This window comes from Pandoraea sp. NE5, assembly GCF_024363545.1.
Taxonomy (GTDB): Bacteria; Pseudomonadota; Gammaproteobacteria; order Burkholderiales; family Burkholderiaceae; genus Pandoraea; species Pandoraea cepalis.
This window is the reverse complement of sequence record NZ_AP025517.1, coordinates 2298301-2319318: the sequence shown is the minus strand read 5'-3', so window position 1 is coordinate 2319318 and position 21018 is coordinate 2298301. Positions and strand designations below refer to the sequence as shown.

General features: G+C 62.4%; 19 protein-coding genes. 8 read left to right on the top strand and 11 right to left on the bottom strand.

Annotated elements, in window-relative coordinates:
- Window positions 1-154 precede the first annotated feature (154 nt).
- Together PanNE5_RS10605 and PanNE5_RS10600 are read left to right on the top strand one after the other, a co-directional pair.
- Window positions 155-1441, top strand: a complete 1287-nt coding sequence (locus PanNE5_RS10605) for an MFS transporter (RefSeq protein ID WP_017232889.1) — start codon at window positions 155-157, stop codon at window positions 1439-1441.
- Window positions 1442-1618: 177 nt separating this feature from the next.
- Window positions 1619-2743: an alkene reductase gene (locus PanNE5_RS10600; protein WP_017232888.1), complete on the top strand. Its 1125-nt coding sequence runs from the start codon at window positions 1619-1621 to the stop codon at window positions 2741-2743.
- Between the two features lie 48 nt (window positions 2744-2791).
- Here PanNE5_RS10600 and PanNE5_RS23055 read toward each other — a convergent pair whose 3' ends face one another.
- The 7 genes from PanNE5_RS23055 to PanNE5_RS10570 form a co-directional block, all read right to left on the bottom strand.
- Window positions 2792-2965, bottom strand: coding sequence for a hypothetical protein (locus tag PanNE5_RS23055; RefSeq protein ID WP_410007587.1), 174 nt, complete (start codon window positions 2963-2965; stop codon window positions 2792-2794).
- Window positions 2966-2976: 11 nt separating this feature from the next.
- On the bottom strand, window positions 2977-3120 hold the full coding sequence (locus PanNE5_RS10595; protein WP_017232887.1) for a hypothetical protein: 144 nt from the start codon (window positions 3118-3120) through the stop codon (window positions 2977-2979).
- A gap of 36 nt (window positions 3121-3156) precedes the next feature.
- A complete protein-coding gene (locus PanNE5_RS10590; RefSeq protein WP_017232886.1) occupies window positions 3157-4404 on the bottom strand; it encodes a mechanosensitive ion channel family protein in 1248 nt (415 codons plus the stop codon).
- 166 nt (window positions 4405-4570) lie between these two features.
- A complete protein-coding gene (locus PanNE5_RS10585) occupies window positions 4571-5770 on the bottom strand; it encodes a betaine/proline/choline family ABC transporter ATP-binding protein (protein ID WP_017232885.1) in 1200 nt (399 codons plus the stop codon).
- On the bottom strand, window positions 5767-6414 hold the full coding sequence (locus PanNE5_RS10580) for an ABC transporter permease (RefSeq protein WP_017232884.1): 648 nt from the start codon (window positions 6412-6414) through the stop codon (window positions 5767-5769). Before PanNE5_RS10580 ends, PanNE5_RS10585 begins: the two co-directional genes overlap by 4 nt.
- 48 nt (window positions 6415-6462) lie before the next feature.
- Window positions 6463-7404 (bottom strand): glycine betaine ABC transporter substrate-binding protein, encoded by a 942-nt coding sequence (locus PanNE5_RS10575; RefSeq protein ID WP_017232883.1) that lies wholly within the window; start codon window positions 7402-7404, stop codon window positions 6463-6465.
- Window positions 7405-7424: 20 nt separating this feature from the next.
- Window positions 7425-8159, bottom strand: coding sequence for an ABC transporter permease (locus PanNE5_RS10570; protein ID WP_017232882.1), 735 nt, complete (start codon window positions 8157-8159; stop codon window positions 7425-7427).
- A gap of 888 nt (window positions 8160-9047) precedes the next feature.
- Between PanNE5_RS10570 and PanNE5_RS10565 the strand changes: the two genes are divergently transcribed.
- Complete coding sequence (locus tag PanNE5_RS10565; RefSeq protein ID WP_017232881.1) at window positions 9048-10415, top strand: sensor domain-containing diguanylate cyclase; 1368 nt, start codon at window positions 9048-9050, stop codon at window positions 10413-10415.
- Between the two features lie 13 nt (window positions 10416-10428).
- On the opposite strand, the gene PanNE5_RS10560 is transcribed toward PanNE5_RS10565, so the two are convergent.
- The 4 genes from PanNE5_RS10560 to PanNE5_RS10545 are packed head-to-tail and all read right to left on the bottom strand — an operon-like array spanning window position 10429 to window position 15630.
- Entirely contained in the window at window positions 10429-10848 is a 420-nt protein-coding gene (locus PanNE5_RS10560; protein ID WP_017232880.1) for a VOC family protein, read from the bottom strand.
- Complete coding sequence (locus PanNE5_RS10555) at window positions 10848-12392, bottom strand: SpoVR family protein (RefSeq protein WP_017232879.1); 1545 nt, start codon at window positions 12390-12392, stop codon at window positions 10848-10850. The genes PanNE5_RS10560 and PanNE5_RS10555 overlap by 1 nt, the downstream gene beginning before the upstream one ends.
- Window positions 12393-12429: 37 nt before the next feature.
- A complete protein-coding gene (locus tag PanNE5_RS10550) occupies window positions 12430-13692 on the bottom strand; it encodes a YeaH/YhbH family protein (protein WP_017232878.1) in 1263 nt (420 codons plus the stop codon).
- 15 nt (window positions 13693-13707) lie between these two features.
- Window positions 13708-15630 carry a PrkA family serine protein kinase gene (locus PanNE5_RS10545; protein ID WP_261939725.1) on the bottom strand — a complete coding sequence of 641 codons (1923 nt, stop codon included), beginning with the start codon at window positions 15628-15630 and terminating at the stop codon, window positions 13708-13710.
- A 1058-nt stretch (window positions 15631-16688) separates the two neighbouring features.
- Here PanNE5_RS10545 and PanNE5_RS10540 point away from each other — a divergent pair.
- The 5 genes from PanNE5_RS10540 (at window position 16689) to miaB (ending at window position 20980) form a co-directional block, all read left to right on the top strand.
- A complete protein-coding gene (locus tag PanNE5_RS10540) occupies window positions 16689-16811 on the top strand; it encodes a hypothetical protein (protein ID WP_017232876.1) in 123 nt (40 codons plus the stop codon).
- Window positions 16808-17623, top strand: coding sequence for a metal ABC transporter ATP-binding protein (locus PanNE5_RS10535; RefSeq protein ID WP_261939724.1), 816 nt, complete (start codon window positions 16808-16810; stop codon window positions 17621-17623). Before PanNE5_RS10540 ends, PanNE5_RS10535 begins: the two co-directional genes overlap by 4 nt.
- Window positions 17620-18483: a metal ABC transporter permease gene (locus PanNE5_RS10530; protein WP_017235219.1), complete on the top strand. Its 864-nt coding sequence runs from the start codon at window positions 17620-17622 to the stop codon at window positions 18481-18483. The genes PanNE5_RS10535 and PanNE5_RS10530 overlap by 4 nt, the downstream gene beginning before the upstream one ends.
- Window positions 18484-18494: 11 nt before the next feature.
- The gene (locus PanNE5_RS10525) at window positions 18495-19424 is read left to right on the top strand and encodes a metal ABC transporter substrate-binding protein (RefSeq protein WP_017235218.1); all 930 of its coding nucleotides are present in this window, start codon (window positions 18495-18497) and stop codon (window positions 19422-19424) included.
- Window positions 19425-19636: 212 nt separating this feature from the next.
- A complete protein-coding gene (miaB, locus tag PanNE5_RS10520; RefSeq protein ID WP_017235217.1) occupies window positions 19637-20980 on the top strand; it encodes a tRNA (N6-isopentenyl adenosine(37)-C2)-methylthiotransferase MiaB in 1344 nt (447 codons plus the stop codon).
- Window positions 20981-21018: the final 38 nt, after the last annotated feature.

Genomic DNA, 21018 nt, shown 5'->3' with positions numbered 1-21018 from the left:
CAAACGAATACTTGACATGTTACCGATCGGTTCATACCATGGCAACCTAATGTTACCGATCTGTCACATGCTAACGATTGACCATAGACAGCGCGGTTCCCGCAAACGTTCCCGGGACGGCTGACGAGACCGATCCCCCGCAAGGATTTCCGCCATGAAGGCAGCCATCGCAAGGCGCATCAACGGTCACTTCCACTACGGCTGGATCGTGGTCGGGGTGATATTCCTGGTTCTGCTCGCATCGGCGGGCATTCGCGCGACGCCCAGCGTGATGATGGTGCCGCTCGAGCACGACTTCGGCTGGAGCCGCGCGACCATCTCGCTGGCCATTTCGGTGAATCTGGCGCTATACGGGTTGACCGGCCCGTTCGCCGCCGCTGCAATGCAGCGTTTTGGCATTCGCCCGACCGTCATGGTGGCGTTGCTGCTGCTCGCCTCTGGCACGGCCCTTTCGTCGCTGATGACCGCCCCCTGGCAGATGGTGTTGATCTGGGGCGTGATGGTCGGCGGCGGCACGGGTGTGGCGGCCATCACGTTGGCCGCCACCGTGGCGAACCGCTGGTTCCACACGCATCGCGGTCTGGCGATGGGCATCCTGACGGCGAGTTCGGCCACCGGTCAGATGGTCTTTCTGCCGATGATGGCCGCGATCATCGAGCGTCACGGCTGGCGACCGGTGGTGCTGATCGTGGCGATCGTCGCGGCGCTGGTGCTGCCGCTCGTCGCGTTCCTCCTGCCGGAGCGTCCGGGGTCGGTTGGCCTGCGCCCGGTCGGCGCCCCTGAAGACGCGCCGGATATCCCGCTCGCGCAAGGCAATCCGCTGACCCACGCGTTGTCGGTACTGCGCGTGGCGGCCGGCAAGCGTGACTTCTGGCTCTTGTTCTTCAGCTTCTTCATCTGCGGCGCGAGCACCAACGGCTACATCGGCACGCACTTCATCGCGATGTGCAGCGATTACGGGCTCTCCGAAGTCAAGGGAGCCGGCATTCTCGCGGCGATGGGCATGCTCGATCTCGTGGGCACCACGCTTTCTGGCTGGCTCTCCGATCGATACAACAGTCGCGTGTTGCTGTTCTGGTATTACGGGTTGCGCGGGCTGTCGCTGATTTACCTGCCGTATGCGTTCGGCTTCGATTTCTTCGGCCTGCCGCTCTTTGCGCTGTTCTACGGCCTGGACTGGATCGCGACCGTGCCGCCGACCGTGCGCCTGACGACCGATGTGTTCGGCAAAACCGCGGCCCCCATCGTGTTCGGCTGGATCGTGGCGGGGCACCAGCTCGGTGCAGCAACGGCCGCCCTGGTCGCCGGCTCGCTGCGCGCCACGCTCGGCAACTACACAATGGCATCGATGCTCTCGGGCGGCGTGTGCATTATCGGCGCGCTCATGGTGCTGCGCATTAACCGGCGCGCACCGAGTCAGCCCGTCCCGGCCGGCGCGTAATCCCGCCATCGGGCCGCCGTGATGCCTCGCACCGGTACACGTATTGCCGAGCATCGAGACGCGTTTTTGCATCGACAGGCGTCGCCTTTGGTGACGTCGGCGAGATTTCAGCAATTGCCGTAACCTATTCAAGTTTTGTGCAGGACAGCATCCCCCATTTTCACAGGACCCTGAACAATGACGGACTCGCAACACCCTCAACTCACCGCGCTCGACACGGACCTTTTCTCGCCGTACCGGCTGGGTCCGCTCGAACTGCGCAACCGTATCGTGATGGCACCGCTTACGCGCAGCCGCGCCGGTGCCGGCGACGTGCCGGGCTCGATGAACGCCGAGTACTATGTGCAACGCGCGTCGGCCGGACTCATCATCAGCGAAGCCACCAACATCTCGCAGCAAGGCAAGGGCTATGCCTTCACGCCGGGCATCTACACCGAAGCGCAGATCGCCGGCTGGAAAGGGGTGACGGACGCGCTCCACGCCAAGGGCGGAAAGATCTTCTGCCAGCTCTGGCACGTCGGCCGTATCTCGCACACGTCGCTGCAGCCTGACGGTGCGCTGCCGGTCGCGCCTTCGGCGATTCAACCGGCGGGCAAGGCCTTCACGGAGCACGGTTTCGAGCCGCACCCGACGCCGCGCGCGCTGGAGACCGCCGAGATCCCGGGCATCGTCGAGCAGTATCGTCATGCTGCCGAGTGCGCGAAGCGCGCCGGTTTCGATGGTGTGGAAATCCACGCGGCGAACGGCTATCTGCTCGATCAGTTCATGCGCGACAAGACGAACCACCGCACCGATCAATACGGCGGCAGCATCGAGAATCGCGTGCGTCTGACCCTGGAAGTCACGCAGGCCGTCGTCGATGTGTGGGGCGCCGATCGCGTCGGCATTCGCCTCTCGCCGGTCAGCCCGGCGAACGATTGCGGCGACAGCCATCCGGAACCGGTATTCACGTACGCGGTTGAACAGCTCAACCGTTTCGGCCTCGTATATCTGCACATCGTCGAAGGCGCGACGGGCGGTCCCCGTGAGGTCGAGAACGGTTTCGATCTGCAGAAGCTTCGTCAACGCTTCACTGGCACCTTCATGGCCAACAACGGTTACGACCTCGCGCTGGCGATCGAGGCGCGCAAGGAGAACCGCGCTGATCTCATCGCGTTCGGCAAACCGTTCATCGCCAATCCGGATCTGGTGGAGCGCCTCCAGCGCGGCGGCCCGTTCAACGACCTGGATCGCGCCACGCTTTACGGCGGCGACGCGCACGGCTATCTCGACTATCCGACGCTTGACGAATCGGCGGCATAACGCGCCGTAGCGCCTCGCAACGCCCTCGCGTCGGATCGTTGCGCTACGTCAGAAAGGGCTCCTGCGGGAGCCCTTTCTGTCTGGCGAGTGCAATATCAATCGCGTCGTGCGTCGTGCGTCGTGCGTCATGCGTCGTGCGAGTCGTACGAGAAGAATCACGACACATGGCCGCGTCTTCCTGATCTCACACTCAATGGCGGGGTCCAGTGAAACGGCCCACACTTCGCCTCGTTTCACCGCGTCCACTCCTCCTCATCGAAGTCGTTGCCGAAACTCCACAACTGCCGCTCCTCGTCGTTGACCATGTCGCCCAGTTCAATCGGCGGCATTTCGCTCTGTTCACTCCCCACACAACCCGGTTCGTCTCGTTCATCCATATCCCACTCCGATGTCATTCCCCCGTCACTGCGCGGTTACGCCGCCCGCTGCCCTTGCCAACGCACCAGATCCGCACCCGCCGGATTCTGGTACATGCGCAAGCCGAACTCGGGCAGGATCGCGAGCAGATGATCGAAGACATCGCCCTGCACGCGTTCGTACTCGGCCCACACCGTGGTGTTGGTGAAGCAATACAGTTCGACCGGGATGCCCGTGGCGGACGGCTCGAGCGAGCGCACCATGCACGTCATGCCCTCGTGAATGTTCGGATGCGCCTTCAGATACGCCAACGCATACGCGCGGAAGGTGCCGATGTTCGTCAGCCGCCGGGTGTTGGCCGGCACCGCCGCGGCAATGCCCAGCGCGCCCAGCGCCGCATTCGCATCGGCCAACGAACGCTGCTTATCCGTCAGATACGACCCAAGCAGATGCAGCCGCGACAGGCGCGCAATCTCCGCTTCGTCGAGAAACCCGACGCTACCCGCATCGACACACAGCGTGCGCTTGATGCGGCGGCCGCCCGACTGCTGCATGCCGCGCCAATTGCGAAAGCTCTCGGCAATCAACCGCCAGGTCGGGATCGTGGTGATCGTCTTGTCCCAGTTCTGCACCTTCACGGTATGCAGGGCGATGTCGACCACATCGCCGTCGGCGCCCACTTGCGGCATTTCGATCCAGTCGCCCACGCGCAGCATGTCGTTCGACGTAAGTTGCACGCTGGCGACGAACGACATGATCGTGTCCTTGAACACCAGCAGCAGCACCGCCGACATCGCCCCCAGACCGGAGAGCAGCAGCCATGGCGAACGGTCGATGATCGTCGCCACGATCGCGATCGCCGCGACCACATACAGCGCGATCTTGCCTAACTGCACATATCCCTTGATCGAGCGCGTGCGCGCGTGCTCCGAGAGCGCGTAGACCGTTTGTGCGGCGTCGAGAATGCCTGCGATGGCCAGCGTGGCGTAGAGCAGCGTCATCGCAAGCGCGACGTTGCCGATGATCATGAGCGCCTTCGCCGGCAGATCCGGCACCCACGCGATGCCGAACTGAATCACGAGGTACGGCAAGATCCGCGCCGCGCGGTGAAAAACGCGATGTGCGAGCAAGGCGTCGTCCCAACGATTCGCCGTACGCTGTACGACGATGCGCACCACGCGAACGATCAGGCACCGCGCCACCGCTTGCACCAACAGCGCCACCATGAGCAGTATCGCCAACGCCCCGGCCAACCGTGCCCATGGCGCGTTGTCGAACCATGCCATCATTGCTTCCCACGTCATCCTGCAACTCCTTGCCTGCTGATTGTCCCGAGCGTTGCGCCGCGCAGGTGAATACAAAAAAAGACGGCCAGACATCGGGCCGTCATTCGTTGACTTGCCGGGCGAATGTCAGTGACGCTCACCCGTCGACGACCGCGCAAGCCATCGTCTCGAATCAGGCGCCAGGTTACACCGTCGCACCGAACGGAACACTCGCGATCACATGCGGCGCACCTGACGGCGGCGGCACCGTGATCGTTCCGCCCCCGTTGCCACGCGACCTGCCTGAACTCAGATAGTCCGCGATGGAATCCTGCGTGACCTCGCCGAGGTACTGGTTGTCGTCGCCCAGCACCGGCAACGACGCCAGGTTGTGCTCATACATGCGCGAGAGCAGCACCCGGAGGTTGTCGCCCGCCACCGCCGACGCCTTGAATTCGCGCACCCGCTCACCGCACGCCCCGAGCGCATGACGCGTGTCGCGACGCGCAACGTAACCCAACGCGCGCGCATTCTCGTCAACGACAACCAACGAGCGCGTGTCGAGTTCGTCCATCATGCCGTAGGCCTCGGCCAGCGTTGTCTGGGGCTTGACGGTCGGCTGCGGCGTGGCCGCGTCTTCTGCGCGCACCAGCAACAGGCGCTTGAGAATTCGGTCATGTCCCACGAAGCTCGCCACGAACTCGTCGACCGGACGCGCCAGCAACGCATCGGGTTGCGCGCACTGCACCAGACGCCCCTGACGGAAGATCGCGATGCGGTCCGCCAGCTTGATCGCTTCGTCGATATCGTGGCTGACCATGATGACGGTCTTGCCCAGTTGACGCTGCATCTGCAGGAACTCGTTCTGAATCGATTCGCGGTTGATCGGATCGACCGCACCGAACGGTTCGTCCATCAGCAACACGGGCGGATCGGCGGCCAGCGCGCGAATCACGCCGATACGCTGCTGCTGACCGCCCGACAGCTCGCGCGGGTAACGCGACAAATAGCGCTTCGGATCGAGCGCCACCATCGCCATCAGCTCGGTTGCGCGGGCACGGCAACGTGTCTTGTCCCAGCCGAGCAAACGCGGCACGACGGTGATGTTCTCCTCGATGGTCATATTGGGGAACAGGCCGATCTGCTGGATCACATAGCCGATGTGGCGACGCAGTTCGATTTCGTTGATGTTGCCGGTGTCTTCGCCGTTGAGCAGAACGCGCCCGGACGTCGGCTTGATGAGCCGGTTGATCATCTTGAGCGTGGTCGTCTTGCCGCAGCCCGACGGGCCGAGGAAGACGCAGATCTCGCCCGGCGGCACGTCAAGGCTGACCGAATTCACGGCGGTCATGGGCGTGCCGTCCTTCTGGACGAAGTGCTTGGTGAGATTGTCGAGTGTAATCATACGGTTCGGATTCCTTTGGGTGTCAGCACGCGCTGCAGGCGGTGCAACAGGGTGTCGGCGACGATGGCGAGCAGGCTCACCATGACCGCACCCGCGACAAGCTGCCGGGTATCGCTCTGACTGATTCCCTGAGTGATCAACACCCCGAGACCGCCGGCCCCGACGATGGCACCAATGGCCATCACGCCGATATTCATGACGACGGCCGTGCGCACGCCGCCCAGCACGACCGGCACGGCGAGCGGCAATTCAACCAGGCGCAGGCGCTGCCAGAAGGTCATGCCGATGCCGATGCCCGCTTCGCGAATGCTCGGGTCGATCTGCTGCAACGCGAGGCTCGTGTTGCGCATGATCGGCAGCAGCGAATACAGGAACACGGCGGCAACGGCCGGCGCTGGCCCGATCCCCATGCCATAGACCGACAGCACCGGAATCATCAGGCCGAACAGCGCGATCGACGGAATGGTGAGCACGACGGTGGCCAGGCCAAGCACGGCGCCCGACAGCCAGCGAAAACGCGTGACCAGCACACCCAGAGGTACGCCAACCACAATGGCCGCCCCTACCGACGCGGCCACCAGCCACGCATGCTGACCGGTGAGAATCAGAATACGGTGCCAGTTATAGGTGAGAAATTCAATCATGGGACTCCTCGGTCAGTCACTTTCAGGGCAAGCAACGGGCGATCGCCGTCACTGCACCAGTCCTTCCTGCTTGAGGAAGTCACTCGCCACACGCGAAACGGCACGATGATCGATGTCGACCATCGCATTCATGTCGCGCATGTTCTCGTTGTTGATCTTCGCGGACAGCGCGTTGAGTTCGTCGGCGAGGTCGGGATGGGCGTCGAGCACCGCCTGACGCACCACGGGCGTGGCCGCATACGCCGGGAAGAAGCCCTTGTCGTCGGCCAGCACCTTCAGATCGAACCCCTTGTTGCGTCCGTCGCTCGTGTAGACGAGGCCGGCGTCGATCTGCGCGTTCTTGAGCGCCGTATAAACGAGGCCCGGATCCATCTGCTTGATGTTGCGTCGCGCGAGATGAAAGTCGTAGAGCTTCTCCATCGGTACAAGCCCGTCCGAGCGGCCGACAAACTCAAAATCGAAGGCGAACTGCATCTTCGGATTGGCTCGGAATCGGTCCACGAGTTGCGACACCGTCTCGATGCCCGCTTCGCGCGCGATATTGCCGGGCATGGCAAACGCATACGTATTGTTGAGCGCCGACGGGTTGAGCCAGACGAGGCCGATCTTGTCGTCGAGTTCCTTCACGCGCGCATAGGTCTGCTGCGGATCGAGCTTCTCGGTGACCTTGTTGTAGACGATCAGTGAGGTACCGGTGTACTCCCAGACGATGTCGAGCTGATCGCTCTCCATGCCCTGACGCATGACGACACTGCCCAGACCATTCTTGAGTTCGACGTCGTACCCCAGGCTGCGCAGATACTGGGTCGTCATTTCCGAGAGGATCAACTGCTCGGTGAAGTTCTTGCCGCCGACCGTGAGGGTCTCGGCATGCGCGGTGCCGCTCGCGGCGCCCGCGACGATCACGCCAAGCGCCAGACAGGCCGCACCGAGGCGTTTTAACCAGCGCGGCGCCATGCCCTTGCGCGGACGAGAAAATGAAACTTGCATAAGTAGGGGTCTCCTTTGCCTTAGCGGGCAGGGGCGCCGTGGCGCGCGAACCAGAGGCCGCTGGCGAAGGCGACGATGCCGTCGAGCACGAGCGCAAGCACTGCGGTCCCGCCGGCGCCGAGCAGCAGCTTCGTCGGGTCGTTCAGATAGATGCCGGGGAAGATCAGCTGTCCCAGACTGTCCGCGCCGATCAGGAACGCGAGCGGCGCGGTGCCGACGTTGATCGCAAGCGCGGTGCGAATGCCGCCGACAATGACCGGCATAGCGTTGGGCAGATCGACGCGGAACAGCACTTGCGCGGGCGTCATGCCCATACCGCGCGCCGATTCCCGCAATGCGGGCGGCACCTGCCGCAGGCCCTCGTACGCATTTCTCACGATGGGAAGCAGCGATGCGAGCCAAAGCGCGAGAATGGCGGGCCGATCGCCGATACCCAGCACGGCCATCGACAACGCCAGCACGGCGAGCGACGGCAGCGTGTTGCCGATATTGAAGATCTGCACCGCGCGCTCGGCGTGCTTCTCGAACGTCGGGCGCGAGATCAGCATGCCCGCGGGCACGCCGACCACGATTGCCATCGTCATCGAGATCGCTACGAGTTTGAGGTGCTGCTGGGTGTAATAGACCAGGTCGCCCCGGTATTTGACGAGCGCATCGACGCCCAGCCAATACAGCAGACCGGTGACTGCGACGGCAACGCCGAGCAGTCCGAAGCCTGCCAAATAGAAAATGCGGTACTGCTTCGCCACGTTCATGCTCCCTTTGAATGGGTTGGCAGCGCTGGCGCAGGGCAATAGCAATCGCCCCGCGTGACAACGCGGTCAAACAAGCATGACAACTGTTAGCTGCCTTGCGAATTGTGAAGTGTTCGCTCCGAGGGTCTGTGGAAGACGACGGTGACGAACCAGGCGTCGCGAAATGCGACATGAGAGACAAGCTTTCGACGCCATGAGCGCCTGGGCCTCTCGGTGCACGCTTATTGAAAACGCGCGAATGTTCTACGGCACAAACTCATTGCGTGATGGAACGGAATGTCGGCGCAACGAGGAACACCGACAACCCTCTGACTTCTGCTTCTATGGGCCAATCGCGGCGATTGGCTTTTTTTATTCTAGTACAGATAGTGCGTCGCTGCCAAGCCGCCGCCCACCTTACGAGTGAAATCCCATGCATTTCTGTGCAACATCCGCTCTTATCGCGCACAATGCGTCGGATTACAAATCAATTGCACGCGCTTCAATTCACCGTCATCACTGGCGTTGCGGGAATTCCCCCGCGCGCGCTCCGAATTTCGTCGACGCCAAGTTCCGCACAGCGGATCAGCGTGCCGCGCCGATTTATTTTCCGCGACGACGGCATCGCGCTTTCGCGCGCCCGAAAACGTTGCGCAGGCGGTCCGAAATCCGCGCCTCGGCGAGGGTCGAACGGGAATGCAACGCGCGCCATTCGAAACGGATGCCAACCCGAAGAAACTCGTGTATTCTCCGACGTTTATCTTAGTTTTCAACTATTTAGCGAAGAATCGGGGAAACGGGACTGTCACGTGAGGCAACGATCTTGCGGCCAGTCTCGGGCGCGATGGTTGAACGGCAAAAGGGCGATCGTGCGCGAAGCACGAGGTCGTTGATTGGCGAATAAGAACTATGAAAACTACCATCAGCCGTACCGAACCCGGCAATCGTGTCGCCGCAACCACTATCCTGGTCGCGTGCGCCGCACTCACGCTCGCCGGATTTTTCGCGCGCGCCATCCAGGGCGAGGTCAACCCCTTACTGACGTTCTTCCTCGTCTCGGCCGGCGGCATTCTTAACCTGTCGACCGCGTGTCTGCTCGGCGTGCAGTACCTCTACAACGGCAAGCGATATTTCGCGCAATTCGGATGCGCCTTCCTGCTGCGCGGACTCTTCATGTTTACCGAGGGGGTGTTGCTCGCGAACCAGCTCGCCGGCATTGCAACGCATGTCACGCACGCGCCCTTCTGGCTTTGGTTCATGGCCGAAGCGAGCTTCGCAGCGTACGTGATGCTGAGCGTGCACAGTTATACACGCACGCGCAGCGATCCGCACATCCGTCCCGGCTATAAGGAAGCCGCGTGGTATGGCGCCACCGTGCTCGTCATCTGGGCGACGGTGTCACTGGCGCTGATCGGCACCGGCCGCCCGCTCATCGTGGCGCCTCCGGTCGGTGGCATCGGCGTCGAGACGCTCGCCCTATACGGGCTTTTCGTCGCTTATGTCGCGCTATGGTGGCGTGTCGCGGCCGTCACGCGCCTGTCTCACAAGCTGTTTCTGCTCGTGTGGGTGGTCGTCACCATCTCGCTGTGCCAGTTGCTGCTTTCGCTCACAGCGCCCAACGACGCGTCGTATCAATGGTATGCCGCACGCCTGCTGGCGTTGGCATCGCCCGGTGTGGCAACGCTTGCCCTGGTCTGGGAAATCACGCGCCAGTATCAGTCGCTCGCGCTCACGAACACGGACCTGGTCGAGAAGGTCTTCGTCGATCCGCTCACGCACATCTACAATCGCCGCTATTTCGACAATCGCATCCGCCTCGTTGCCGACCGGGTTCAGCAACGTGCGATACCCCTGTCGTTGCTGCTGATCGACATCGACTTCTTCAAACAGGTCAACGACCGCTACGGGCATCCGTTCGGCGACACCGTGCTGCAACGTATCGCCAGCACGATCCAGCACTGCATTCGGCTGCCGAGCGATTTCGCGGTGCGCCTGGGCGGCGAGGAGTTTGCGGTGGTGTTGCCGGAAATAGATCAACAGGCCGCCCTGCGCGTGGCCGACCGTATTCGCGAATCGGTCAAGCGCGCGAGCACCGAGCTACTTCCCGAGAAGGCGCGCGACAGAGGCGAGGCCATCACGATCAGCGTGGGCATTGCAACGTGGCAACCCGGCGAGCCGCTCGTCATCAGCGCGATGCTCGAGCGTGCCGACAGGGCGCTCTATCAAGCCAAGCACAAGGGACGCGATCAAAGCGTGCTGGGGCAGTTGGCGGCCTGATGCCACGCCCGACTCAACGAAGCGGACGGAACGGCGGCCCCTTGAGTTCGACGGTATTGCCGTCTGGATCGTCGACGTAGCACGACGGCCCTTCGCCGTGCGCCCCATAGCGCGGCACGACCTCACCGAGCGTCACCCCATGCGAGGCCAGTTCCTGACGGATGGCCACCGCGTCGAACGGTTCGACCCGCAGACAGAAGTGATCGAGATTGCGCCCCTCGGGGCCGGGTGCCGCCCCGCCCCGGCGGCCGATTTCGCCGGCGACGTCGACCAGATCGATCAACGCGTCGCCCGCACGAAGTTGCACCAGCCCAATGTCGGCCTGCACCTTCTCCAGCGTGCAGCCCAGGACGTCGATATAGAAGTGCTGGAGCCGCTCGACGTCGTTGGTGCGCAGCACCACGTGATCGAGCGCAACGAACGGAATCCTCATCAGGCACTCAGCGCATAGCGCCGCCGCTTCTCGACCTTGGTCTCATGCGTCATCTCGTTGCGGCCATCCTCGAACACCGTCTCCAACCGCACCGTGAAGCCCCAGAGGCGCGCCACGTGCTTGAGCACCTCTTCGAAGCTATCGTCGAGCGGCTTGCGTTCGCTCTGCACATGGCGCAGCGTGAGCGATCGATCGCCATGCAGATCGACGTGCGAGACCTGGATGTTCGGCTCCAACTGGCTGAGGTTGTATTGCTGCGCGAGCATCTCGCGAATTTCACGATAGCCGGCGTCGTTATGAATGGCCGTCACGCGCAGGCGGCTGTCGCGGTCGTCGTCGAGCACGGAGAACAGCTTGAGATCGCGAATGACCTTGGGCGACAGGAACTGCTGGATGAAGCTCTCGTCCTTGAAGTTGCGCATGGCGAAGTCCAGCGTCGTCAACCAGTCGGTGCCGGCGATGTCCGGCGCCCATTGGCGATCTTCCTCGGTCGGCGCTTCGCACATGCGGCGAATGTCCTGAAACATCGCAAAGCCCAGCGCATACGGATTCAGACCGCTGTAGTACGGGCTATCGAAGGACGGCTGGTACACCACGTTCGTGTGCGCATGCAGGAACTCCATCATGAACGCGTCGTTGACGAGCTTCTCCTGGTAGAGCTGCTGCAGAATCGTGTAGTGCCAGAACGTTGCCCAGCCCTCGTTCATCACCTTGGTCTGACGCTGCGGATAGAAGTACTGCGCGAGCTTGCGCACGATGCGCACGATCTCGCGCTGCCAGGGGGCCAGCTTGGGGGCGTTCTTCTCGAAGAAATACAGCAGGTTTTCCTGCGGCTCCCCCGGGAACGGTGCCTCTTCGGACTCGGTGGGATCGAGCCCGTCGTCCTCGTCGTCATCGTGCAGGGGGTGATGAGGCAACGTGCGCCACAGATCGTTGATCTGCATTTGCAGATAGTTCTCGCGCTCTTTCTGGCGCGCCTGTTCCTGCGCCAGCGACAGGCGTTTTGGTCGCTTGTAGCGGTCGACGCCATAGTTCATGAGCGCATGGCAGGAGTCGAGCAGCAGTTCGACCGATTGTTCGCCGTAGCGCTGCTCGCACTCGGTGATGTAGTTGCGCGCAAACAGCAGGTAGTCGACGATGGCGTCGGCGCTCGTCCAGGTGCGGAACAGATAATTGCCCTTGAAGAACGAGTTATGACCGTAGCTGGCGTGCGCGATGGTTAGCGCCTGCATGGTCATGCTGTTCTCCTCCATCAGATACGCGATGCAGGGGTTCGAATTGATGACGATCTCATACGCCAACCCCATCTGTCCGCGCTTGTAGCCGCGCTCGGACGACAGGAAGTGCTTGCCGTACGACCAGTGGTGATAGCCGATGGGCAGCCCCACGGTCGCATAGGCGTCGAGCATTTGCTCGGCGGTGATGATCTCGATCTGGTTGGGATACGTGTCGAGTCTGAAGTTCGCCGCGATGCGCGCGATCTCATGCTCGTAGCGCTGAATCAGCTCGAACGTCCATTCCGATCCGGTGGATATATACGCCATGATGCGTCCTCGTTGCGGGGCCGACGCCGGGCGGTTTTCAGGCCGCCTTCTTCTTGAACAGGTCGTGCAGCACCGGATAGATCTCGGCCGCCTCCATGATGCGCTGCATCGCGAAATTCGGATGCCGCTGCTTGACCGACAAGTATTCGTTCCACAGGTTCTGCGGCTCGGCGCTGGCCACCTCCACGTACGCGAAGTACTGCACGGCAGGCATGATCGACTGCATCAGAATATCGCGGCAGATGGGCGAATCGCCGTCCCAGTTATCGCCGTCGGACACCTGCGCCCCGTAGATATTCCAATCGCTCGGCGAATAACGATCCGCGATGATTTCCGTCATCAGCTTGAGTGCGCTGGAGACGACGGTCCCTCCGGACTCGCGGGCATAGAAGAAGTCGTCTTCGTTGACTTCCTTCGCCGTCGTGTGGTGCCGGATGAGCACCAGATCGATGCGCTCGTAGTTATGCCGCAGGAACAGATAGAGCAGCATGAAGAAGCGCTTGGCCAACTCCTTGCGGCTCTGGTCCATCGACCCGGAGACATCCATCAGGCAGAACATGACAGCCTGCGCCTGCGGCCGAGGCTGCATGATCCGATTCGAATAACGCAGGTCGAGCTTCTCGATGTACGGAATGGCTTCGATGCGCGTGCGAAGTCGCGACATCTCCGGCAACATCGCCAGCGCGCGCGGCGACGTGTCGCCCTCACGCGAGACAATGTCCGCGTACGCGGCCTCCAGCTCACGCAACTGCTTGCGGTACGGCGCCGTGAGCGCGATGCGGCGACCCAGCGAGCTGCGCATCGTACGAATGACGTTGAGGTTCGACGGCGTGCCGTCGACGGAATAGCCCGCGCGAACCTTGCGGAATTCCGGAATCTGCGCGAGCCGGCGTTTCGCGAGGTCCGGCAGGGCCATGTCCTCGAAGAAGAATTTCAGGAACTCCTCGCGCGAGAGGTTGAAGACGAAATCGTCCTCGCCCTCTCCCGAGTCGCTGGCGCGGCTGCCGCCGCCCCCCGCGCCCGACGGCGGACGCTCGAAATTGTCGCCCACCACGAACTCGCGATTGCCGGGATGAATCATCTCCCGCCGCCCGCCGGGTCCATGGTGGAACAACGGCTCCGAAATGTCCTTGACCGGGATCGAGACCTGTCCGCTGCCATCGATATCGGTAATCTTGCGCCCAGCCACCGCCTTCGCTACCGCGCGTCGAATCTGATCGCGATAGCGCTTGATGAAGCGCTGTTGGTTGATGGCGCTTTTGTTCTTGCCGTTTTGCCGTCTGTCGATGATTGCTGACATAGTGGCCCCGATTGCTTACGAGGATTTGCGCACGCGCAGATACCATTCCACGAGCAGGCGGACCTGCTTCGGGGTATAGCCTTTTTCCACCATACGGTTGACGAAGTTGGCGTGTTTTTCCTGATCCTCCTTGGACGACTTCGCGTTGAACGAGATCACCGGCAGCAAGTCCTCGGTGGTCGAGAACATGCGCTTTTCGATGACCGCGCGCAGCTTCTCGTAACTCGTCCAGAGCGGATTCTTGCCCGCGTTGTTGGCACGCGCGCGCAGGACGAAGTTGACGATCTCGTTGCGGAAGTCTTTCGGATTCGTGATCCCGGCCGGCTTCTCGACCTTCTCCAGTTCGTCGTTGAGCGCGGTGCGGTCGAGGATCTCGCCGGTGTTCGGATCGCGATATTCCTGATCCTGAATCCAGAGATCCGCAAAGTTCACATAGCGATCGAAAATGTTCTGACCGTACTCCGAATACGACTCCAGATACGCCGTCTGAATCTCCTTGCCGATGAACTCCACGAACGGTGCCGTCAGATACTCCTTGATGTAGGCGAGATACCGCTTCTCGACTTCTCCCGGGTACTGTTCGCGCTCGATTTGCTGCTCAAGCACATACAGCATGTGCACCGGGTTGGCAGCCACTTCCGTGTTGTCGAAGTTGAAGACCTTGGAGAGCACCTTGAAGGCGAAGCGCGTGGACATCCCCGTCATCCCCTCGTCTACCCCGGCGTAGTCGCGATACTCCTGGTACGACTTGGCCTTCGGGTCGATGTCCTTGAGGTTCTCACCGTCGTAGACTCGGACCTTGGAGAAGATGTTGGAGTTTTCGGGCTCTTTCAGACGCGTGAGCACCGCGAACTGGGCGAGCATCTTGAGCACATTCGGCGCGCGTGGCGCGTTGGAGAGTGAGCTGTTCTTGACGAGCTTCTCGTAGATCTTCACCTCGTCGGTCACCCGCAGGCAGTAAGGCACCTTCACGATGTAGATCCGGTCGAGGAAAGCCTCATTGTTGCGGTTGCCCTTGAAGCTTTGCCACTCGGCCTCGTTCGAGTGCGCCAGCACGATACCGTCGAACGGAATCGCACCGAAACCTTCCGTGCCCTTGTAGTTGCCCTCCTGCGTGGCGGTCAGCAGCGGGTGGAGCACCTTGATCGGCGCCTTGAACATTTCCACGAACTCGAGCAGGCCGCGGTTGGCCAGGCACAAGCCCCCCGAATACGAGTAGGCATCCGGGTCGTCCTGCGGAAATTCCTCGAGCTTGCGGATGTCGACCTTGCCGACCAGCGACGAAATGTCCTGGTTGTTTTCATCGCCCGGTTCGGTCTTGGCAATGGCGATCTGTTGCAGCACCGACGGGCGCACCTTGACCACACGGAACTTGGTGATGTCGCCGTTGAATTCGTTCAGGCGCTTGGTGGCCCACGGCGACGGGATCGTATTGAGATACCGCAGCGGAATGCCGAAGTCCTCCTCCAGAATCTTGCCGTCTTCTTCGGGTGAGAAAAGGCCCAGGGGTGATTCGTGCACCGGCGATCCCTTCAGGCAATAGATGGGCACGTCTTCCATCAACGCCTTGAGCTTCTCTGCCAGCGACGACTTGCCGCCGCCCGGGGGGCCCAGCAGGTACAGGATCTGTTTGCGCTCTTCGAGCCCTTGCGCGGCGTGTTTGAAGAACGACACGATCTGCTCGATCGTGTCTTCCATGCCGTAGAAGTCACGGAAGGCGGGATAGATCTTGATGATCTTGTTCGAGAACAACCGCGAAAGGCGCGGGTCGTGGTGCGTGTCGATGAGTTCAGGCTCACCGATGGCGCGCAGCATCCGCTCGGAAGCCGATGCGTAAGCCGTCGCGTCCTTCTTACAGATTTCCAGATACTCCTGGATGCTGTATTCCTCTTCCTTGCGTGCTTCGAAACGTGTCGTGTAGTGGCTGAAAATATCCATATGCCTCACCCCCGCCTCATCGGAAAACATCGCGACGCGATGTCCGCTCTGTTGCCTAAGACCTGGATGACTGCGCAAAGGTTTCGACCTGGCTCACTGCATGCCGGAGCGACTGTCGCGAAACCTTTCGCACGGTCCCCTCCCTCACATGAACGACTCAAAATAGGTTTAGGTTGACTTTAAACTTGTCGCTGAAAATTGCAACCGTTACCTCATCATATGCACAAAACAAAAAAACTGTCGCTAGATATTTTCCGCAGCGCTAAGCATCGTCTATCCGCCATATTCCACGCGGGTTTGCGCCTCATCTACGCATTGCGCACGTCAGCGGAGCCGCCTCACAAACCGCGCGATTTTTCGGCAAATTTCCCACGCATTGCGCACTCGGGTTTATCTGCATTCGACCGTGTTTGAATTCGTCGACGTTTACTAAGGAATGCTATCTATCCGATAGATTTTTCCACGCACATTCAGCGCGCCGTGCGCACGCGTTTGCAGAAAAAAGTGGGCGGCCCGACGACGTCGACGAACGCGAAGACGTGGGCGCGTGATGGAGTGCTTTCCTGTCGAGTCGACGCGACTGCGCGAAGTCGCGAAGGTCGTGCGATCGTCATGCTGCGAAGCATGGTGTCGCGAGCGGAAAGTCGACGACGGCCGGATGTCTGAACGAGCGAACCTCCTGGGCGATTTCGGCATGCCTGCGGCGCTTGCCCTACCGTCGGTCGGAAGGTTCCGACCCGGGCCGTTGCACCCCGCCATGCCACCGTCTCATCAATGCCTTGCAAATTGCCGATCTCTGGAATGAAGCGAACAGCGTGCCAGTGACCCGAGCTTGAACCCATGTTACGCCGGTTCGCCCGACTCTGCTGCGCCGATATGTAACGTGCTGTGTCCCGGCGCACCTCGCAGACCGCTCGAGCCCAAGGGGGCCGACGATCCATGAGCACAGCGACACGCATCGATTCGTGCCATAATGCAACCTTGTTGCATTTATTACACAGTTGCAAACTGTGTCTGAGCGTCGCCGCGCCGACGCCTAATCCATCCACGCGTCGTCCATGATTCGTTTTTCCGTTTGGCTCTACCGCCTGGCTGGCTGGGAACGCACCGTCCTGTCGTTGCTGGTGCTCCTGCCGCTTTGGGCACTCGTGTACTGGGCTCTGCAGGGGGTCGCCCCGTGATCGGCTGCCAGGATCTCTCGGTTCACTTCGGGCCGAACGTGGCGCTCGATCGCGTCAGCGCAACCTTTGCGCCCGGCGTGCTCTGCGCGGTCGTCGGCCCCAATGGCGGCGGCAAGACCACACTGCTGCGCGCACTCGCGGGCCTTCAAAAGCCCTCGACGGGCAAGATCGTCTGCGATGGGCCGGTCGCCTACCTGTCGCAACGGCCCGAGACTGACCACCGATTCCCCATGTGCGTCGAAGAGTACGTGCTGACCGGCACATGGCGGCGCACGGGCGACGCACGACGTCTCGGGCGCGACGAAGTCGAGCGCGCTCACGAGGCCCTTGCACGCGTCGGTCTTGCCGACAAACGGACGCAAGCGCTGGAGGCCTTGTCCGGCGGGCAATGGCAGCGCGCCCGCTTCGCGCGGCTGATTGTGGAAGACGCCCCGATCGTTTTATTGGATGAACCCCTTACCGGCATCGACTTGCCTTCGGCGGAACTGTTGCTCACCTTGCTGGATCAATGGCGCAGCGAGGGACGCACGGTGGTGACGGTGCTCCATGATCTGCCGCTCGTGCGCGAGCGCTTCGCGCACGTCGCCGTGATGGCCGGTCGGCTGGTGTCGACGGGCACGCCGGCCGAGTGTCTGCACGGCGGGCTGCCGTCTGCCGACAGTGCGGCTGGCGGCGCGCATGCGGGCTTGTCCGGCGCGGGCGGCTACACCGCCCGCGTTGCCGGCCCCGCGTCGGCAGCCTATGGCTTGCCGCCCCACGGGGGTTCGCGCGCGCCGGGCGCGATCACGACCTCGGGGGGAGGCCACCGATGAGCGGGGTTCTCGATCTGATCGTCGGCCCGTTCTCGGAGTTCGACTTCATGCGCCACGCGTTGGTCGGCAGTCTCGCGCTGTCGGTCGGCTGCGCGCCGGTAGGGGTTTTCCTGCTGCTGCGGCGCATGAGCCTGATGGGCGATTCGCTCTCGCATGCGGTGTTGCCGGGCGCCGCCATCGGCTACCTGATTGGCGGCCTGTCGCTGCCCTGGATGGCGGGCGGCGGGATGGTGGCGGGCTTGCTGGTGGCCCTGCTCGCCGGACTGTCGAGCCGCCGCACGCGGCTGGACGAGGGAGCATCGTTCGCGGGCTTCTATTTATTGGCGCTGGCCGGTGGCGTGGTGATTGTCTCGAAATGGGGCAACAGCGTCGACCTGATGCACCTGCTCTTCGGCTCGGTGCTCGCGGTGGACGATCCGTCGCTGATTCTCGTGGCCGCGATAGCATCCGTGACGCTCCTATGGTTCGGATGGCATTATCGCGGTCTCGTGCTCGACAGCGCCGATCCGGCGTTTCTCGGTCACGACCACGGCAGGGGCGTCATGCGCTATCACCTGGGCTTTACGGTGCTCACGGTGATGAACCTCGTCGCGGGATTTCAGGCGATGGGCACGCTCATGGCCGTGGGACTGATGATGCTGCCGGCGGCCACCGCCCGGCTCGTCGCCCGCACGCTGCCGGGCATGCTGCTCGTGGCCTGGCTGGTCGCGAGCGCGTCAAGCGTCATCGGATTGCTGCTTTCGTATTACCTGGCCTGCCCTTCGGGACCGGCCATCATTCTGACGGCGGGCATCGCCTACCTGGGCGCGCTGCTTGCCACGCCGGGCCACGCCAATGCGGCCAAGGCCCCGGCGCTTTGAGAGAGGAAAACATGTTCGGATTGGGTCAATCGGCTGGCAAATCGTGGTTTGGCGCGGCGCGCCTCGCCGCACTGCTCGCCATGGCGCTGGCGCTCGCCAGCCCGGCACGCGCGCAGGACACGCACCTGCCCGTTGCCGCAAGCTTCAGCATCCTGTCCGACATCGTCAAGTCCGTCGGTGGCGACCGGGTCGACGTGACGACGCTCGTCGGTCCCGACCAGGACACGCATGTCTACGAGCCCACGCCGGCGGATGTCGCCAAGATTTCGGGAACCAAGCTCTTCTTCGTCAATGGCCTGGGCTTCGAAGGCTGGATGCCTCGCTTGATGAAGGCGAGCCACTATCCCGGCAAGCTCGTCACCGTCACCCAGGGCCTCAAAGCGCGCACGATGGTCGACGAGGGAAGGACCGTGCCCGACCCGCACATGTTCCAGGATCCCGAACGTGTCAAAACGATGGTCGATAACATCGCCGCCGCCCTGTCGCAAGCGGACCCGTCCGGCAGCGCCTATTACGCGGAACGCGCCAGGAACTACCGCGGCGCACTCGATGACCTGATCACCTGGGCCAACAAGCAGTTCGCCCCGATTCCGCCGGCCCGCCGCGTTGTGCTCACGTCGCACGACGCCTTCGGCTACCTCGGCCAGCGCTTCGGCGTCAGGTTCCTTGCCCCGGAAGGCGTGTCGACCGAAAGCGAAGCCAGCGCCCGGGACGTGGCGAACCTGATCCGCGTGATTCGCCGCACGGGTATCAAGGCCGTTTTCATGGAAAACATCTCCAATCCGCGCCTGATCCAGCGCATCGCCCGCGACGCCAAGGTGACGGTCGACGGCAAACTGTATTCCGACGCCCTGTCGCAGAATCCGGAAGCCACGACTTACCTTCAGTTGTTCCAGCACAACGTGCGCGCCATCGCCGCCGCGATGAAGGACAACCGCTAGTCGGTCACCGCCCCGCCCTCCGCGGTGCACGCGCTATACGCGCTATAATGCGTGCACCACACACCGGCCCCGCCAAGGAGGTCCGGACAGGCCGGCCACGCCGGCTTTTGCGTTTGGGCCGCCGCATCTCTCTCGCGGCCGGGCAAGACTGAACCCCTGAAACATTCATTACGGACGCCCCCAGGTCAACCACTGCGAACGGCGCACACTCAATGGCAAAGAAGATTTATATCAAGACGTTCGGCTGTCAGATGAACGAGTATGACTCCGACAAGATGGCGGACGTACTCGGCGCCGCCGAAGGTCTGGAAAAGACGGACACGCCCGAAGACGCCGACGTCATCCTGTTCAACACTTGCTCCGTACGCGAAAAGGCGCAGGAAAAGGTGTTCTCGGATCTGGGCCGCATGCGCGCGCTCAAGGAAATCAAGCCGGACCTGGTCATCGGTGTCGGCGGCTGCGTCGCCAGCCAGGAAGGCGCCGCCATCGTGCAGCGCGCCCCCTATGTGGACGTGGTGTTCGGCCCGCAGACCCTGCACCGTCTGCCGCAGATGCTCGAAGCGCGTCGCGCCACCGGGCGCTCGCAGGTCGACATCTCGTTCCCGGAAATCGAGAAGTTCGATCACCTCCCGCCCGCCAAGGTCGAGGGAGCGACCGCCTTCGTCTCGATCATGGAAGGCTGCTCGAAGTACTGCAGCTATTGCGTGGTGCCCTACACGCGAGGGGACGAAGTCTCGCGCCCATTCGAAGACGTGCTCACCGAGATTGCCGGCCTGGCCGAGCAAGGCGTGCGCGAAATCACGCTGCTGGGTCAGAACGTGAACGCCTATCGCGGGTCGATGGCCGACGGCGAGATCGCCGACTTCGCGCTGCTCATCGAATACGTGGCCGAGGTGCCTGGCGTCGAGCGCATTCGCTACACGACCAGCCATCCGAAGGAATTCACGCAACGCCTGATCGACACCTACGCCAAGGTGCCCAAGCTCGTGAGCCATCTGCACCTGCCCGTGCAGCACGGCGCCGACCGCGTGCTCTCGGCGATGAAGCGCGGCTATACCGCGCTGGAATACAAGTCGATCATCCGCCGCCTGCGTCAGGTGCGCCCGGACATGTCGATGTCGTCGGACTTCATCGTCGGCTTCCCCGGCGAGACGGAAGAGGATTTCGACAAGCTCATGGCGATGATTCACGAGATCGGCTACGACACGAGCTTCTCGTTCATCTACAGCCCGCGCCCGGGCACGCCGGCCGCCAACCTGCCGGACGACACGCCGCGCGAGGTCAAGCTGCGCCGTCTGCAACATTTGCAGGCGGTGATCGAGGAGAACGCCGCGCGCATCAGCCAGCGCATGGTCGGCTCGCGTCAGCGTATTCTCGTCGAAGGCGTGTCGCGCAAGGACCCCAACGAGCTGCAAGGCCGCACGGAGAACAACCGGGTGGTGAACTTCCCGGCAACCGAAGCCCAGCGCGCCCACCTGATCGGCCAGATGACCGACGTCGTGATCACGCTCGCCTACCCGCACTCGCTGCGTGGTGAATTGCTCACCACGCACTGACCGAAATTTGCGACTATGATCGGATCCGGCAGATTCGG

Excerpts from the sequence above, each read along its gene's own strand:
- PanNE5_RS10605 (WP_017232889.1), top strand. The coding sequence starts at position 155 with ATGAAGGCAGCCATCGCAAGGCGCATCAACGGTCACTTCCACTACGGC.
- PanNE5_RS10600 (WP_017232888.1), top strand. The coding sequence starts at position 1,619 with ATGACGGACTCGCAACACCCTCAACTCACCGCGCTCGACACGGACCTT.
- PanNE5_RS10595 (WP_017232887.1), bottom strand. The coding sequence starts at position 3,120 with ATGGATGAACGAGACGAACCGGGTTGTGTGGGGAGTGAACAGAGCGAA.
- PanNE5_RS10590 (WP_017232886.1), bottom strand. The coding sequence starts at position 4,404 with ATGACGTGGGAAGCAATGATGGCATGGTTCGACAACGCGCCATGGGCA.
- PanNE5_RS10585 (WP_017232885.1), bottom strand. The coding sequence starts at position 5,770 with ATGATTACACTCGACAATCTCACCAAGCACTTCGTCCAGAAGGACGGC.
- PanNE5_RS10580 (WP_017232884.1), bottom strand. The coding sequence starts at position 6,414 with ATGATTGAATTTCTCACCTATAACTGGCACCGTATTCTGATTCTCACC.
- PanNE5_RS10575 (WP_017232883.1), bottom strand. The coding sequence starts at position 7,404 with ATGCAAGTTTCATTTTCTCGTCCGCGCAAGGGCATGGCGCCGCGCTGG.
- PanNE5_RS10570 (WP_017232882.1), bottom strand. The coding sequence starts at position 8,159 with ATGAACGTGGCGAAGCAGTACCGCATTTTCTATTTGGCAGGCTTCGGA.
- PanNE5_RS10565 (WP_017232881.1), top strand. The coding sequence starts at position 9,048 with ATGAAAACTACCATCAGCCGTACCGAACCCGGCAATCGTGTCGCCGCA.
- PanNE5_RS10560 (WP_017232880.1), bottom strand. The coding sequence starts at position 10,848 with ATGAGGATTCCGTTCGTTGCGCTCGATCACGTGGTGCTGCGCACCAAC.
- PanNE5_RS10555 (WP_017232879.1), bottom strand. The coding sequence starts at position 12,392 with ATGGCGTATATATCCACCGGATCGGAATGGACGTTCGAGCTGATTCAG.
- PanNE5_RS10550 (WP_017232878.1), bottom strand. The coding sequence starts at position 13,692 with ATGTCAGCAATCATCGACAGACGGCAAAACGGCAAGAACAAAAGCGCC.
- PanNE5_RS10545 (WP_261939725.1), bottom strand. The coding sequence starts at position 15,630 with ATGGATATTTTCAGCCACTACACGACACGTTTCGAAGCACGCAAGGAA.
- PanNE5_RS10540 (WP_017232876.1), top strand. The coding sequence starts at position 16,689 with ATGATTCGTTTTTCCGTTTGGCTCTACCGCCTGGCTGGCTGGGAACGC.
- PanNE5_RS10530 (WP_017235219.1), top strand. The coding sequence starts at position 17,620 with ATGAGCGGGGTTCTCGATCTGATCGTCGGCCCGTTCTCGGAGTTCGAC.
- PanNE5_RS10525 (WP_017235218.1), top strand. The coding sequence starts at position 18,495 with ATGTTCGGATTGGGTCAATCGGCTGGCAAATCGTGGTTTGGCGCGGCG.
- miaB (WP_017235217.1), top strand. The coding sequence starts at position 19,637 with ATGGCAAAGAAGATTTATATCAAGACGTTCGGCTGTCAGATGAACGAG.